The organism is Streptomyces sp. NPDC031132 (genome assembly GCF_055570595.1).
Window position 1 is genome coordinate 334,635 of record NZ_JBVIGX010000001.1, and the last position, 15,222, is coordinate 349,856.

A 15,222-nucleotide genomic window follows, 5' to 3' on the forward strand; every position below is an offset into this window, starting at 1 on the left:
GGGAATCCCATGTCCGTCACCACCGTCAGCCGTCGAGCCGTGTCCTCCGCGACCGGTCTGGTCCTCGCGGCCACCGGCCTCGTCGCCTTCGCCGCGGCCCCTTCCTACGCCGCGGGGCCCACGTACCAAATGCCCTTCAGCTGCGGCCAGTCGTGGCTCGGCAGCACCCGCGCCGGGCACAGCCCCTCCACGCTGGCGATCGACTGGACGCACGGCGCCAGCACCCAGGGCCAGCCGGTGCTCGCCAGCGCCGACGGCACCATCAGCATTGCAGACACGCTCACCAACTCCGACGGCTCGTACCGCAGTTACGGCAAGTACGTCGTGATCGACCACGGCGGCGGCTGGAAGACCCTCTACGGCCACCTGAACGACTACAACGTCACCGAGGGAGCCCGGATCTCCCGCGGTCAGCAGATCGGCCACGTCGGCAACACCGGCAACTCCAGCGGGGCGCACCTGCACTACGAGCAGAAGTACGACGGACAGGTCAAGCAGGCCACCTTCAACGGCACCCCCTACAACATGGGGAACCTGACCAGCAAGAACTGCGACACCGCGCCGGAGCTGCCGCCGGCCGCGCCGAAGCAGTGGCGGGCCCAGGTCGCGGTGGAGTCCGGCGGCGGCATCTACCACGCCGTCCGGAACGCCGACCGTACGTGGACCGCGTTCGGCAACGTGGAATCGCAGGGCGGGGAAGTCCCCACCGGGGTGCGGTCGATCTCCGAGTCGGGCATCGACGGGGACACCCATGTCCTGGCGGTCAGCAACGACGGGAAGCTCTACCACACCATCCGGTTCGCCGACCAGTCCTGGGGAGGCTTCCGCGATGTGCACGCCGTCGCGGGGCCGTTGACGAACGTCACGCAGGTGACGTCGGCGTCGATCGGTGGCGATCTGCACGTCGCGGTGGTGGCGGACGGCTCGGTGTACCACACCATCCGGTACGCGAACGGTACGTGGGCGCCCTTCGGCAAGGTGGACCAGCCGGCCGGGGGTGCGGTGACGAAGGTGGCGATCGCGAGCTCGGGCTCGAACCTCCAGATGGTCGCGTTGACCGGCGGGGTGCTCCAGCACACGGTCCGTACGTCGGACGGCAAGTGGGCGGCGTGGGGCAACGCCTCGGTCGAGTCGGGTGCGGCTGCGGCCGGGATCACCTCGATCGACGACGTGGCGCTGGCGGCGACCGGTGCCGGTGACCTGCAGCTGGTGGTGACGGCGAACGGCGGGACCAAGCAGTTCCACGGTGCCCGCTACGGCAACGGCACCTGGATCGGCTTCAACAGCCTGGGCTCCGTGGTCTCGGGCGTGACCGTGACCGACGTCGCGGCGGCGCAGGTCGACGGCGAGATGCAGGCGGGCTTCGTCACCACCGACGGCCGGATCCTGCACACGATCCGCCACGCCGACGGCACCTGGACGGCCGCGGGCTCCGTGGACCTGGCCGGCGTCAGCGGCGACCACACCGGCATCGCCATCACCGGCACCTTCAACTGACCGGCCTCCCCGGCCTTCCCCGCCTCATCGGGCGCCGGGCCGACGGCCCGCCCCACACCCAGACTTCGCTTCGTCTCCAAAGGACTTCATCGTGTTCAAGACCAAGCAGACCGTCCGCAGCCGCGCCCTCCTCGGGGCCCTCATCCTCGCCCCGCTGATGGGCATGGCGTCCGCCGGCTCCGCCGCGGCCGACGCGCCGAAAGTGGCGGACATCGCCCGCTCGCAGCTCGGCAACAGCTGCGCGCCCTACTACGGCTGCGTCTACCCGAGGGCCTGGTGCGCCGAGTTCTCCCGCTGGGTCTGGAAGCAGGCCGGCGCGAACACCTCCGGCCTCAACGCGGCGGCCGCCAGCTTCTACAGCTACGGCCAGCGCAACGGCACGCTGCACACCAGCGGGCCCAAGGTCGGCGACGCGGTCCTGTGGGACGACGACGGCTCGGTGTCCGGCGAGGCGAACCACGTGAGCCTGGTGGTCGGCGTCTCGGGTGACGGCTCGCAGATCCAGACCGTCGGGGGCAACGAGAGCGGCAAGGTCTCGTACAAGGACTGGTTCAACTGGCGCTCGTACGTCAACCCCGGCGCGGGCAGGGCCCTCGCCTTCGTGTCGCCGACGGGCGTCGCGGAGACTCCGACCCAGCCCCCGGCGTCGCCGCAGCAGTGGCGGGCGCAGGTCGCGGTGGAGTCCGGCGGCGGCATCTTCCACGGGATCCGGTCCGCCGACCGCACCTGGACCGGCTTCGGGAACGCCGAGAACGCGGCCGGGGAGATCCCGACCGGGGTGCGCGGCGTCGCCGAGGCGGGCATCAACGGGGACACCCACGTCCTCGCGGTCAGCAACGACGGCAAGCTCTACCACTCGGTCCGCTTCCCGGACGGGAACTGGGCCGGATTCGGAGACGTGCACGGTGAGGCCGGCGCCCTGACGAACGTCACGCAGGTCACCGCGGCCTCCATCGGCGCCGACCTCCACGTGGCCGTGGTGGCGGACGGCTCGGTGTACCACACCATCCGGTACGCGAACGGTACGTGGGCGCCCTTCGGCAAGGTGGACCAGCCGGCCGGGGGTGCGGTGACGAAGGTGGCGATCGCGAGCTCGGGCTCGAACCTCCAGATGGTCGCGTTGACCGGCGGGGTGCTCCAGCACACGGTCCGTACGTCGGACGGCAAGTGGGCGGCGTGGGGCAACGCCTCGGTCGAGTCGGGTGCGGCTGCGGCCGGGATCACCTCGATCGACGACGTGGCGCTGGCGGCGACCGGCGCCGGTGACCTCCAGCTGGTCGTGACGGCGAACGGCGGGACCAAGCAGTTCCACGGTGCCCGCTACGGCAACGGCACCTGGATCGGCTTCAACAGCCTGGGCTCCGTGGTCTCGGGCGTGACCGTGACCGACGTCGCGGCGGCGCAGGTCGACGGCGAGATGCAGGCCGCCTTCGTCACCACCGACGGCCGGATCCTGCACACGATCCGCCACACCGACGGAAACTGGACCACGCCCGGCGCGATCAACCTGACCGGCGTGACCGGCGACCACACCGGCATCGCGATCACCGGCACCTACAACTGACCGATGACCCGATGAGGGCCCGGGACGGAAATCCGTCCCGGGCCCTTTGCGCTGTTCAGGGCCTTGTGCCCGGGCCGGCGGCGGACTGCCGGAGGTTTGCCATCGACATTTACTAGGACGTCCTAGTAAATTCATGAGCATGGACGCTGACGCCATCGAGGAGGGCCGCCGCCGCTGGCAGGCCCGTTATGACAAGGCCCGCAAGCGCGAGGCCGATTTCACCACGCTCTCCGGGGATGACGTCGATCCCGTCTACGGCCCCCGGCCCGGTGACTCGTACGAAGGATTCGAGCGCATCGGCTGGCCGGGGGAGTACCCCTACACCCGCGGCCTGCACGCCACCGGGTACCGCGGCCGGACCTGGACCATCCGCCAGTTCGCCGGGTTCGGCAACGCCGAGCAGACCAACGAGCGCTACAAGATGATCCTGGCCGCCGGCGGCGGCGGGCTCTCCGTGGCCTTCGACATGCCGACCCTCATGGGGCGCGACTCCGACGACCCCCGCGCGCTGGGCGAGGTCGGCCACTGCGGGGTCGCCATAGACTCCGCCGCCGACATGGAGGTCCTGTTCAAGGACATCCCGCTCGGCGACGTGACCACGTCGATGACGATCTCCGGCCCGGCCGTGCCCGCCTTCTGCATGTACCTGGTCGCCGCCGAACGGCAGGGCGTCGACCCGGCCCTGCTCAACGGCACCCTCCAGACGGACATCTTCAAGGAGTACATCGCCCAGAAGGAGTGGCTCTTCGAACCCGAGCCGCACCTGCGCCTCATCGGCGACCTCATGGAGTACTGCGCGAAGGGCATCCCGGCGTACAAGCCGCTGTCCGTCTCCGGCTACCACATCCGCGAGGCCGGAGCCACGGCCGCGCAGGAGCTCGCGTACACCCTGGCCGACGGCTTCGGCTACGTGGAGCTGGGCCTCTCCCGGGGCCTGGACGTGGACCACTTCGCCTCCGGCCTCTCCTTCTTCTTCGACGCGCACCTCGACTTCTTCGAGGAGATCGCCAAGTTCCGCGCCGCCCGCCGGATCTGGGCGCGCTGGATGAAGGAGGTGTACGGGGCGCAGAGCGAGAAGTCGATGTGGCTGCGCTTCCACACCCAGACGGCCGGCGTCTCGCTGACCGCGCAGCAGCCGTACAACAACGTCGTACGCACCGCCGTCGAGGCCCTCGCGGCCGTCCTCGGCGGCACCAACTCCCTGCACACCAACGCGCTCGACGAGACCCTCGCGCTGCCGAGCGAGCAGGCGGCCGAGATCGCCCTGCGCACGCAGCAGGTGCTGATGGAGGAGACCGGGGTGGCCAACGTGGCCGACCCGCTGGGCGGTTCCTGGTTCGTGGAGCAGCTCACCGACCGCATCGAGGCAGACGCCGAAAAGATCTTCGAGCAGATCAAGGAGCGCGGCCTGCGCGCCCACCCGGACGGGCAGCACCCGATCGGGCCGATCACCTCGGGCATCCTGCGCGGCATCGAGGACGGCTGGTTCACCGGGGAGATCGCCGAGTCGGCCTTCCAGTACCAGCGGTCGCTGGAGAAGGGCGACAAGCGGGTCGTCGGCGTCAACGTGCACCACGGGTCGGTGACCGGGGACCTGGAGATCCTGCGCGTCAGCCACGAGGTGGAGCGCGTGCAGGTGCAGCAGCTGGCCGCGCGCAAGGAACGGCGCGACGACGCCAAGGTGAAGTCCTCGCTGGACGCCATGCTGGCCGCCGCCCGCGACGGGTCGAACATGATCCCGGCGATGCTGGACGCGGTGCGCGCCGAGGCCACGCTCGGCGAGATCTGCAACGTGCTGCGCGACGAGTGGGGCACGTACACGGAGCCGCCGGGCTTCTGAGCCCGCCCCCGTGCGCGGAAGGCCGGTCGTGGCAGCCCCTGCGGGGGCGGCCGTGACCGGCCTTTCCGTTCGCCCGGGCCGAATCCGGGGCTCAGGCGTGGGCCGGGCCCTGGAGGCCGTGCATCAGGAGGGCCGTGAAGGTGGACACCCAGGCCTCGTCCACCGGCTCGCAACTGACCAGCGCGCGGTGGACCACCGTGCCCGCGATCACGTCGAAGATCAGGTCCGTGGTCGGGCCGGCGAGGCTCTCGTCCTCCTCGTACGGGAGTTCCCCGCGGGCCTGGGCCCGTTCGCGGCCCAGTACGACGAGACGTTTCTGCCGGTCCACGATCGCCGACCGGATCCGGTCGCGCAGGGCCTCGTCCCGGGTGGACTCGGCGACGACCGCCATCAGGGCCGTACGGGCCTCCGGCCTCCGCAGCAGCGCCGCGAACTGGAGGACCACGTTCTCTATGTCGGCTTCGAGTGACCCCAGGTCGGGGAGCTCGAGGGAGTCGAAGAGCTCCGCGACGGCGTCCACGACCAGCTCGTTCTTGCCCGCCCAGCGGCGGTAGAGGGTGGTCTTGGCGACTCCGGCCCGGGCCGACACGTCGCCCATCGTCAGCTTCGACCAGCCCAGCTCGACCAGCGCGTCCCGCGTCGCGGCGAGGATGGCCGCGTCCGCAGCGGCGCTGCGGGGGCGGCCGGTGCGTCCGGTCGGGGGGCTGGGGTTGCGCATGGCGCAGACCATACCCGTCGGTAGCGGAACCGACGGCCTGCGAAATGCTGTGCTTGAGATCACGGGGCGCGAACGGCCGCGAGGAGTTACGCTACGGCTCGTAGCGTAAGAGCGACGACCACGCGAAGAGCTACCGGCGCCAGGTGGGGACCCGGCGCCACACCATACGACCACCGCACAACCGATCGGTCCGACGCGGGCAAGAAGGCATTTCGGCCGATCTTTTTCGTCGGCGCGCACACACGGGGGAGGATGTACGCATGCAGCCCAGAAACATGTCCATGAGCGGCGTCGTCGACCTTGCCGCGGTGAAGGCGGCCGGCGAGGCCAAGGCGAAGGCCGAGCAGGCCCGTGCCGAAGCGGCCCGCCAGGCCGCCCAGGGTGGCGCCCCCGCGTCCGCCGGTGCCCTGCCGCCGTCCGCGCTCGTGATCGACGTCGACGAGGCCGGCTTCGAACGCGACGTCCTCCAGCTCTCCGCCGAGGTCCCGGTCGTCCTGGACTTCTGGGCCGAGTGGTGCGAGCCGTGCAAGCAGCTCAGCCCGCTGCTCGAGCGCCTGACGATCGAGGCGAACGGCCGCCTCCTCCTCGCCAAGGTCGACGTCGACTCCAACCAGATGCTGATGCAGCAGTTCGGCATCCAGGGCATCCCGGCCGTGTTCGCCGTGGTCGCGGGCCAGGTGCTGCCGCTGTTCCAGGGCGTGGCGCCCGAGCAGGAGATCCGCGCGACCCTGGCACAGTTGGTCCAGGTCGCCGAGGAGCGCTTCGGGATCATCGGCATCGAGGTGGACCCGAACGCCGAGGGCGTCCCCGCGGGCGCCCCGGCCGCCGAGGCCCCGGCCCCGGAGGGCCCGTACGACGCGCTGCTCGAGGCGGCCGTCGTCGCGCTGGACGCCGGTGACCTGGCCGGCGCGGTGCAGGCGTACAAGAACGTACTGGCGGACGACCCGGCCAACACCGAGGCCAGGCTGGGCCTGGCCCAGGCCGAGCTGCTCGCCCGGGTCAAGGACATGAACCCTCAGGCGGTGCGCGCCGCGGCGGCCGAGGACCCGAAGGACCCGGCGGCCCAGATCGCCGCTGCGGACCTGGATCTGGTTGGCGGCCACGTGGAGGACGCCTTCGGGCGCCTGGTGGACACGGTCCGGGTGACGGCCGGCGCCGACCGCGACGCGGTACGGGTGCGGCTGCTGGAGCTGTTCGAGGTCATCGGGGCGGACGACCCCCGGGTGGCGGCGGCGCGTACGGCGCTCGCGCGGGTGCTGTTCTAGAGCCCGCGCCGTGTCCCTTCCGGAGGCGTCCGGAAGCCGCCGGACCACCGGTGATTTGTTGACACGTAGATAAACAGCGGCCGCACTTTGCCAAAACTTGGCAATTGCGGCCGCTGTTACTCGCAGTAAGTGGAACCCCGTGATCTGTCCGGTGTGTTCGTAAATCCCCCGCTCTGTCGTGGCCCTTGGTGACACCCTGCGTCGTCACCCGATGGCGCCGGGTCGATCCCCGGTTATCTTGCCGTTACCCGCCAGTAACGAACCCCCTTGTGCCCCGGCCTGGAATGGACCACGATCGGCGACGCTCGGTCCTTCCCGCAGTGCCGCTCATCCGGAGCCGCGGTGGAGGGTCCCCACCGGGCCGGCCGGTGGCAGTGTCACCGGCTGTGGGACAGGGGGGTCTTCGCCACACCGGCGGAGCCTGTCCTCCTGGTTGCGCGAACGCGTGACCCAGTGGTTGTCGCTCGGGGGTGAACGCCGGTGTACCGGACGCGGCTCTGTCGCGGCTCGGCCGCCTGCGCTCCTTCCCGAGGACGTAGCACTTCTCCCATCCCAGGACGGGTACGGCCCGGACCGGAGATGTACGTCCGAGAAGGAGGAACGAATAATGAGTTCTCAGGTTCGTGGCGGGACCAGATGGAAGCGCTTCGCGCTCGTCATGGTGCCGAGCATCGCGGCAACCGCCGCGGTCGGTGTGGGTCTGGCGCAGGGTGCCCTCGCGGCGTCCTTCGCCGTGTCCGGTCAGGACTTCAAGGTCTCGGCCGACAAGCTCGACGGTGACAACCTCATTCAGTACGGCGGTATCGCCGAGGGTCACGACCTCAAGGGCAACGCTGCGCACCACCCGGTGACCATCTCCGGGTTCAGCCACGCCGAGATCACCAACATGTGCCAGTCGCTGGTGACCCCGACCCCGCTGGGCAACATCACGCTGCAGCTGCGGACGGGCCACAAGGGCACGCCGGCCGTCGCCGACAACATCTACCTGGATGTTGCGGAGCTCGACACCGACGCCGAGTTCAAGAACCTGGACATCGGTGTCGCCGTGGGCGACTCGAGCCACAAGACCAAGCCGCAGGCCGGTACGGTCGCGAGCCCCTACGCGTTCTCCCAGCGCGCCGACAAGGCGATTCTGTCGAACGTGCGCCAGAAGGCGTGGGCGACGACGGCGGGTACGTTCAAGCTGCCCGACCTCAAGCTGCGCCTGCTCGGCGGCGACCAGCCGTGCTACCAGGACGAGAAGTAATCCGTCCCGGAGCGTGACCGGAGGGGCGGTCGGCGCCGGCTGCAGCCGATTCCGCCCGCCCGTCCGGGGCTCCACCTAGTTCTCCGTACCACCGTTTCCAGGGAGCTGTAGTCCATGAACCACCAGGCCCCGGTCTACGTTCGCCGCTCTGATGATGCTCTGCTCACCGTGGCGTATTACCACTTCTACGCCTGGCGCGGCCGCCGTCCCTTCTGGGCAGGCCTGTTCATGCTCCTCGGTGGTGTCCCGATCGTGTACTTCCCGTACGCGGACATGCGATTGGGCAACGTCACTCTCGCGATGGCGACGACGACCGGATCCGGCTCGCTGATCATCGGCATCCTGCTGATGACGCTGGGCCTGGCCCTCTGGTTCCAGCAGAGCATCCGCGTCTTCGCAGGGGTCGCCTCGATCCTGCTGGCCCTGGTGTCCCTGCCGGTGTCCAACCTCGGCGGGTTCTTCCTGGGCTTCATCTTCTCCATGGTCGGCGGCGCCCTCGCACTGTCGTGGGTCCCCGGCAACCCGGTGGAAGAGACCGCCGTCCCGGACGGCGGCGCCGGCAAGTCGGCAGCCATGGAGGACAGCCCCCAGGGCATTCCGGGCATCCCGGCGCCCCGTGAGACGGAAACGGCATACGCGAGCGAGACGACTGCCCACGCCGATGGCGGGAGGAACAGTGCGGGGTGACGAGACGCAGCGGGGCGTGGCCCCGAGCGCAGAGTCCCGTGAAAGAAGGGGCCCGCGGCACGCCGCGCCCCGGAAGTCGCTGCTGAACAAGATCCAGATACCCGTCGGCAAGACGATGGCGCTGGCGGCCATGCCGACCGCGGTCTTCGTCGGGATGGGCGTGGCCCCGAAGCTGGCCCTCGCCGACGACCACGAGATCCCCTTCGCGCCCGGCCCGTGCGTGACGCGGTCCGACGAACCCGCGGAGTCGGCTTCTCCGAGCCCCTCCACGTCGCCCTCGCCGAGCTCGTCGCCCACCGCGACTCCCTCGCCCGGTGCGTCCAAGGCCCCGAAGCCCGGCGTCACCCCGCCGGCCCCGAAGCCTTCCGCCAGCAAGCCGGCCGGTCCCACCACCGCGTCGAAGCAGACCGAGCCGTCGGCCCCGGCCGCCGCGCCGTCCGCGTCCAAGACCCCGAACCCGCTGGACCCGCTGGGCGTCGGAGACGCGCTCAAGGGCATCGTCGACGGGATCACCAAGCCGCTCGAGACCGCGAAGCCGCCGGCGACCCCGACGCCCACGCCGTCCAAGACGGCCACGGCCGAGCCGTCCTCCCCGGCCAAGCCCGCACCGGACCCTGCCACGGACGCGATCCGCGACGCGGCGAAGAAGGCCGGCGTCGACGTCAAGGAGCTGTCCCAGGACGTCAAGGACACCGCGACGAAGCCGAAGGACGAGACCGGCAAGACGGAGGACGAGGACGAGCCGAAGCCCGAGGAGACGAAGGACGCGGACGGGAAGCAACCCTTCCCCTGCCCGACGTACGACGCCAAGGCGCTGGCCGACGCCGAGCTGGAGCCGGGCATCCCGCTCCTGCCGGACGAGCCCTGGTACCTCGACAGCTCGCTGCTGACCCTCTACGGCCTGGACTACCACGGCATCGTCGAGGTGAAGACGGCCGGCGGCAAGACGAAGAAGGTCCTGAAGTTCACGGCGGACTCGCTGGACATCAAGGACCTCTACCAGACGGTCGGCAAGAGCGGGAACGTCGCCCACCTGAAGTCCCGCTCCGGCTCCACCTCCAAGATCCGCGGCGGCACGGTGACGATGTACACCGAGAGCCTCAAGGGGAACCTCTTCGGCCTGATCCCGATCGAGTTCACCCCGAACAGCCCGCCGCCCCTGAACGTCCCGTTCGCGTTCTTCACGAACGTCAAGGTCGTCCAGGCCGGCCAGTTCGGCGGCACGCTCACCGTCCCGGGCCTCAAGAACTACATCGGCCCGCCGGAGTAGTCCCGTACGGGGCAGTCCCGTACGGCCCCGCGCACCGCGTCCACGCACCGAGGGCGGCACCCCGGATCCTCCTCAGGATCGGGGTGCCGCCCTCGGTCTCTGTGCGGCAGAGTCACACCGTGCGGTGTCAGCCCTGGGACTGGCCGCCCAGGTGGTGGACGCGGACCATGTTGGTCGTGCCCGGGACGCCGGGGGGCGAGCCGGCGGTGATGACCATCGTGTCGCCCTCGTTGTAGCGGCCCAGCTTGAGCAGCTCGCCGTCCACGAGGTCGACCATCGCGTCGGTGGTGTCCACGTGCGGCACGATGTAGGAGTCGACGCCCCAGCTCAGCGTGAGCTGGTTGCGGGTGTTGACGTCGGTGGTGAAGGCCAGGATCGGCTGGGTCACGCGGTAGCGCGACAGGCGGCGGGCGGTGTCCCCGGACTGGGTGAAGGCGATGAGCGCCTTGCCGTCGAGGAAGTCCGCGATCTCGCAGGCCGCGCGGGCGACGGAGCCGCCCTGGGTACGGGGCTTCTTGCCCGGGACCAGCGGCTGGAGGCCCTTGGAGAGGAGCTCCTCCTCGGCCGCCGTGACGATCTTCGACATCGTCTTGACGGTCTCGATCGGGTAGGCGCCGACCGAGGACTCGGCCGACAGCATGACCGCGTCCGCTCCGTCGAGGATCGCGTTGGCGACGTCGGACGCCTCCGCGCGCGTCGGGCGCGAGTTGGTGATCATCGACTCCATCATCTGGGTCGCGACGATCACCGGCTTGGCGTTGCGGCGGCACATCTCGATGAGCCGCTTCTGGACCATCGGGACCTTCTCGAGCGGGTACTCGACGGCCAGGTCGCCACGGGCCACCATGACCGCGTCGAAGGCGTCGACCACGGCCGCCATGTTCTCGACGGCCTGCGGCTTCTCGACCTTGGCGATGACGGGGACCCGGCGGCCCTCCTCGTCCATGACCTTGTGGACGTCCTTGACGTCGTTGGCGTCGCGGACGAAGGACAGGGCGACCATGTCGCAGCCCATCCGCAGGGCGAAGCGGAGGTCGTCGACGTCCTTCTCCGACAGGGCGGGGACGTTCACGGCGGCACCCGGCAGGTTGATGCCCTTGTGGTCCGAGATGACACCGCCCTCGATGACGATGGTCTTGACCCGCGGGCCCTCGACCTCGGTCACCCGCAGCTCGACGTTGCCGTCGTTGATCAGGACCTGGTCGCCCTTGGCCACGTCGCCCGGCAGGCCCTTGTAGGTGGTGCCGCAGATGGACTTGTCGCCCGGGACGTCCTCGGTGGTGATGGTGAACTCGTCACCGCGCACCAGCTCGACGGGACCCTCGGCGAAGGTCTCCAGACGGATCTTCGGACCCTGGAGGTCGGCGAGGACGCCGACCGCATGCCCGGTGTCCTCGGAGACCTGCCGGACGCGGTCGTACCGCTCCTGGTGTTCTGCCTGGGACCCGTGGCTGAAGTTGAATCGGGCCACGTTCATACCTGCCTCGATGAGCGCTTTCAGCTGCTCATACGAGTCGACGGCGGGGCCCAGCGTGCAGACGATTTTGGAACGGCGCATGACTGGATCCTATCGGTTTGTTTCGTAGCGGAATATTCCGTCTGGTGGAAAGTCCAAGTGACTACTGAGTAACCAGCGCGTACGCCTGGGTGGCGATCTCCAGTTCCTCATCCGTCGGGACCACGGCCACCGCCACCCGCGCGTACTCCGGCGACACCAGCCGCGGCTCCGGGGAGCGCACGGCATTGGCCTCCGGGTCCAGGGCGAGCCCCAGCTCCGCGAGGCCGTCCACCGCAGCTTCCCGGACCTGGTGCGCGTTCTCGCCGACCCCGGCCGTGAAAACCACCGCGTCCACCCGGCCGAGCACCGCCGAGTAGGCGCCGATGTACTTCTTCAGGCGGTGGACGTACGCCGCGAAGGCGAGCCGCGCCGACTCGTCGCCCTCGCCCGCCCGCCGCAGCACCTCGCGCATGTCGTTGTCGCCGCACAGGCCCAGCAGACCGCTCTTCTTGTTCAGGAGCGAATCGATCTCATCCACCGAGAAGCCGCCCACCCGCGCCAGGTGGAAGACGACCGCCGGATCCAGGTCGCCCGAACGGGTGCCCATGACCAGACCCTCCAGCGGGGTCAGCCCCATGGACGTCTCCACGCACACCCCGCCCCGGACCGCCGAGGCCGAGGCCCCGTTGCCCAGGTGCAGCACGATCACGTTCACGTCCTTCACCGGCCGGCCGAGCAGCCCGGCCGTCGCCCGCGAAACGTACGCGTGGGAGGTGCCGTGGAACCCGTACCGCCGGATGGCGTACTTGTCCGCCGTCGCGGCGTCGATCGCGTACCGCGCCACGTGCTCCGGCATCGTCGAGTGGAACGCCGTGTCGAAGACCGCCACCTGCGGGAGGTCCGCGCGCAGCGCGCGGGCGACCTCGATGCCGGTCACGTTCGCCGGGTTGTGCAGGGGGGCCAGCGGGATCAGGCTCCGGATCTCCGCCAGCACCTCGTCGTCGATCACCGTCGGCTGCGTGAACCGGGACCCGCCGTGCACCACCCGGTGCCCGACGGCGGCCAGTTCGGGGGAGTCCAGGCCCAGCCCGTCGGCGGCGAGCTCCGCCGCGACGGCCCGGAGCGCGGCCTCGTGGTCCGCGATCGCGCCGAGCCGCTCGCGCTTGCCGCCCTCGGCGCCCGGACCGGTGAGCGGCTCGTGCACGAGGCGCGAGGTCTCTTCGCCGATCCGCTCCACCAGGCCGACGGCGAGGCGGGCGGAGTCCGCCATGTCGAGCAGCTGGTACTTCACCGACGAGGAGCCGGAGTTGAGGACGAGTATGCGCGATGCGGTGGTCACGATGAGGGTCTTTCCTTCGGGGTGGAGGCTCGGTGGCGGAGGCCGGGCCGGGCGGGCTGCGCGGGCTGTACAGGGGTCAGGCGGTGGGGGCCGGCGTGCCCTGCGCCTGGATCGCGGTGATCGCCACGGTGGTGACGATGTCCTGCACCAGCGCGCCGCGCGAGAGGTCGTTGACCGGCTTGCGCAGCCCCTGGAGCACCGGGCCGACCGCGACGGCGCCCGCCGAGCGCTGCACGGCCTTGTACGTGTTGTTGCCCGTGTTGAGGTCGGGGAAGATCAGCACGCTCGCCCGGCCGGCCACGTCGGAGCCGGGCAGCTTCGTCGCGGCGACCGAGGGCTCGACGGCGGCGTCGTACTGGATCGGGCCCTCGACGGCCAGGTCGGGGCGCTGCTCACGGACGAGCTCGGTGGCCTTGCGGACCTTGTCGACGTCCGCGCCGGAGCCCGAGGTGCCGGTCGAGTACGAGAGCATCGCGATCCGCGGCTCCACGCCGAAGGCGGCCGCGGTCGCCGCCGACTGGATGGCGATGTCGGCGAGCTGCTCGGCGCCCGGGTCCGGGTTGACCGCGCAGTCGCCGTAGACGAGGACCTGGTCGGCGAGGCACATGAAGAAGACCGAGGAGACGATCGAGGCGTCGGGCTTCGTCTTGATGATCTCGAAGGCGGGCCGGATGGTCGCGGCGGTGGAGTGCACCGAGCCCGAGACCATGCCGTCGGCGAGGCCCTCCTGGACCATCAGGGTGCCGAAGTAGTTGACGTCGGTGACCACGTCGAGGGCCAGCTCGACGGTCATGCCCTTGTGGGCGCGGGCCTGGGCGTAGAACTCGGCGAAACGTTCCCGCAGCGGGGAGCTCGCCGGGTCGATCAGCTGCGCGCCGGAGACGTCGACGCCCAGGTCGGCGGCCTTCTTCAGGATCGCCTGCTCCTCGCCTAGCAGGGTCAGGTCGCAGACCCCGCGGCGCAGCACCACGTCCGCGGCGCGCAGCACGCGCTCCTCGCCGCCCTCGGGCAGCACCACGCGGCGGCGCTCGGAACGGGCCCGCTCCAGCAGCTCGTGCTCGAACATCATCGGCGTGACGCGCTCGGAGCGGGCCACCGACAGCAGCCCGCGCAGCTCGGCGGTGTCCACGTGCCGCTCGAACAGGCCGAGCGCGGTCTCCAGCTTGCGCGGGGTCGCGGAGTTCAACCGGCTCTGCAGCGAGAACAGTTCGGCGGCCGTCGGGAAGCTGTTGCCGGCCACCGAGACCACCGGGGTGCCCGGCGCCAGCTTCGAGGCCAGCGTCAGGATGTCGGGGCCCGGACGCTCGTTCAGCGTCAGCAGCACGCCGGCGATCGGCGGGGTGCCCGAGGCGTGCGCGGCCAGCGCCCCGATGACCAGGTCGGCGCGGTCCCCGGGGGTGACGACCAGGCAGCCGGGGGTCAGGGCGTTCAGGAAGTTCGGCAGCATGGCGCCGCCGAAGACGAAGTCCACGGCGTCGCGGGCCAGCCCGGCGTCGTCGCCGAGGAGCACCTCGCCGCCGAGCGCCCGGGTGATCTGGGCGACCGTCGGGGCGGAGAGCGACTTGTCGTCCGGCAGCACGTAGCAGGGGACGGGCAGGCGGGCCGCCAGCCGCTCGGCTATCGCGTCCCGGTCCTCGGCGACCACCCGGTTGACCACCATCGCGACGACGTGGCAGCCCAGGCTCTCGTACGCGCGGAAGGCGCTCTGGGCCTCGGCGCGCACGGACTCGGCGGGGTGCTTGGTGCCCCCGACGACGGGCACGACCACGGCCCCCAGCTCGTTGGCGAGGCGGGCGTTCAGCGCCAGCTCGTCGGGGAGGTTCGTGTCGGCGTAGTCGGTGCCGAGGACGAGCATGACCTCGTAGTCACGGGCCACCCGGTGGTAGCCGTCCACCAGGCGGGAGACGAGCTCGTCGGTGCCCTTCTCGGCCAGGATGGCGGAGGCCTCGTGGTACTCCATGCCGTACGCCGCCCGGGCGTCCTGGTCGATCCGGTAGCGGGCCTTGAGGAGGTCGAAGAGCCGGTCCGGTCCGTCGTGCAGCAACGGACGGTAGACGCCGACCCGCGCCGTCTGGCGGGTCAGCAGCTCCATGATCCCCAGCTCGACGACCTGCCGGCCGTCCCCCCGCTCGATACCGGTCACGTACACGCTGCGCGTCACGCGTGCTCTCCGTCCCATGGTCTGGATGTGGGTGCCGCCCGCCGGGCCGGCGGGCGGATCCGAGTCGATTTTCCCCGATAGGGTGGGCTTGACCTCTTGACAATACCTTGGCGGCCAGATAGGGCGCCCGCCGGAAA

Annotated in this window: 11 protein-coding genes; 7 read left to right on the forward strand and 4 right to left on the reverse strand. The window is 70.5% G+C overall.

Annotated features, from left to right (window positions below):
• Positions 1-9: 9 nt before the first annotated feature.
• The 3 genes from ACZ49B_RS01560 to ACZ49B_RS01570 all read left to right on the forward strand — a co-directional run bounded on the left by ACZ49B_RS01560 (position 10) and on the right by ACZ49B_RS01570 (position 4,901).
• Entirely contained in the window at positions 10-1,497 is a 1,488-nt protein-coding gene (locus ACZ49B_RS01560; RefSeq protein ID WP_468299365.1) for a peptidoglycan DD-metalloendopeptidase family protein, read from the forward strand.
• A 91-nt stretch (positions 1,498-1,588) separates the two neighbouring features.
• Positions 1,589-3,061 (forward strand): CHAP domain-containing protein, encoded by a 1,473-nt coding sequence (locus tag ACZ49B_RS01565; RefSeq protein WP_468299367.1) that lies wholly within the window; start codon positions 1,589-1,591, stop codon positions 3,059-3,061.
• A 139-nt stretch (positions 3,062-3,200) separates the two neighbouring features.
• Entirely contained in the window at positions 3,201-4,901 is a 1,701-nt protein-coding gene (locus tag ACZ49B_RS01570) for an acyl-CoA mutase large subunit family protein (RefSeq protein ID WP_468299369.1), read from the forward strand.
• Between the two features lie 91 nt (positions 4,902-4,992).
• Here ACZ49B_RS01570 and ACZ49B_RS01575 read toward each other — a convergent pair whose 3' ends face one another.
• Positions 4,993-5,619 carry a TetR/AcrR family transcriptional regulator gene (locus ACZ49B_RS01575; RefSeq protein ID WP_468299371.1) on the reverse strand — a complete coding sequence of 209 codons (627 nt, stop codon included), beginning with the start codon at positions 5,617-5,619 and terminating at the stop codon, positions 4,993-4,995.
• A gap of 260 nt (positions 5,620-5,879) precedes the next feature.
• Here ACZ49B_RS01575 and ACZ49B_RS01580 point away from each other — a divergent pair, with 260 nt between their 5' ends.
• From ACZ49B_RS01580 to ACZ49B_RS01595, 4 genes are all read left to right on the forward strand, one after another.
• Positions 5,880-6,884, forward strand: coding sequence for a tetratricopeptide repeat protein (locus ACZ49B_RS01580; RefSeq protein WP_468299373.1), 1,005 nt, complete (start codon positions 5,880-5,882; stop codon positions 6,882-6,884).
• Positions 6,885-7,491: 607 nt separating this feature from the next.
• Positions 7,492-8,130 carry a DUF6230 family protein gene (locus ACZ49B_RS01585; RefSeq protein WP_468299375.1) on the forward strand — a complete coding sequence of 213 codons (639 nt, stop codon included), beginning with the start codon at positions 7,492-7,494 and terminating at the stop codon, positions 8,128-8,130.
• Between the two features lie 114 nt (positions 8,131-8,244).
• A complete protein-coding gene (locus tag ACZ49B_RS01590; RefSeq protein WP_468299377.1) occupies positions 8,245-8,817 on the forward strand; it encodes a DUF6114 domain-containing protein in 573 nt (190 codons plus the stop codon).
• Positions 8,807-10,087 carry a hypothetical protein gene (locus tag ACZ49B_RS01595; protein WP_468299379.1) on the forward strand — a complete coding sequence of 427 codons (1,281 nt, stop codon included), beginning with the start codon at positions 8,807-8,809 and terminating at the stop codon, positions 10,085-10,087. Before ACZ49B_RS01590 ends, ACZ49B_RS01595 begins: the two co-directional genes overlap by 11 nt.
• Positions 10,088-10,214: 127 nt before the next feature.
• Here ACZ49B_RS01595 and pyk read toward each other — a convergent pair whose 3' ends face one another.
• From pyk to pta, 3 genes are all read right to left on the reverse strand, one after another.
• The gene (pyk, locus tag ACZ49B_RS01600; RefSeq protein ID WP_468299381.1) at positions 10,215-11,645 is read right to left on the reverse strand and encodes a pyruvate kinase; all 1,431 of its coding nucleotides are present in this window, start codon (positions 11,643-11,645) and stop codon (positions 10,215-10,217) included.
• 61 nt (positions 11,646-11,706) lie between these two features.
• Positions 11,707-12,924: an acetate kinase gene (locus tag ACZ49B_RS01605; protein WP_468299383.1), complete on the reverse strand. Its 1,218-nt coding sequence runs from the start codon at positions 12,922-12,924 to the stop codon at positions 11,707-11,709.
• Positions 12,925-13,000: 76 nt separating this feature from the next.
• Complete coding sequence (gene pta, locus ACZ49B_RS01610) at positions 13,001-15,085, reverse strand: phosphate acetyltransferase (protein WP_468299385.1); 2,085 nt, start codon at positions 15,083-15,085, stop codon at positions 13,001-13,003.
• Positions 15,086-15,222: the final 137 nt, after the last annotated feature.

What these genes read in the sequence shown, in the direction of transcription:
- ACZ49B_RS01560 (WP_468299365.1), top strand. Translation starts at nt 10, where the DNA reads ATGTCCGTCACCACCGTCAGCCGTCGAGCCGTGTCCTCCGCGACCGGT.
- ACZ49B_RS01570 (WP_468299369.1), top strand. Translation starts at nt 3,201, where the DNA reads ATGGACGCTGACGCCATCGAGGAGGGCCGCCGCCGCTGGCAGGCCCGT.
- ACZ49B_RS01575 (WP_468299371.1), bottom strand. Translation starts at nt 5,619, where the DNA reads ATGCGCAACCCCAGCCCCCCGACCGGACGCACCGGCCGCCCCCGCAGC.
- ACZ49B_RS01580 (WP_468299373.1), top strand. Translation starts at nt 5,880, where the DNA reads ATGCAGCCCAGAAACATGTCCATGAGCGGCGTCGTCGACCTTGCCGCG.
- ACZ49B_RS01585 (WP_468299375.1), top strand. Translation starts at nt 7,492, where the DNA reads ATGAGTTCTCAGGTTCGTGGCGGGACCAGATGGAAGCGCTTCGCGCTC.
- ACZ49B_RS01590 (WP_468299377.1), top strand. Translation starts at nt 8,245, where the DNA reads ATGAACCACCAGGCCCCGGTCTACGTTCGCCGCTCTGATGATGCTCTG.
- pyk (WP_468299381.1), bottom strand. Translation starts at nt 11,645, where the DNA reads ATGCGCCGTTCCAAAATCGTCTGCACGCTGGGCCCCGCCGTCGACTCG.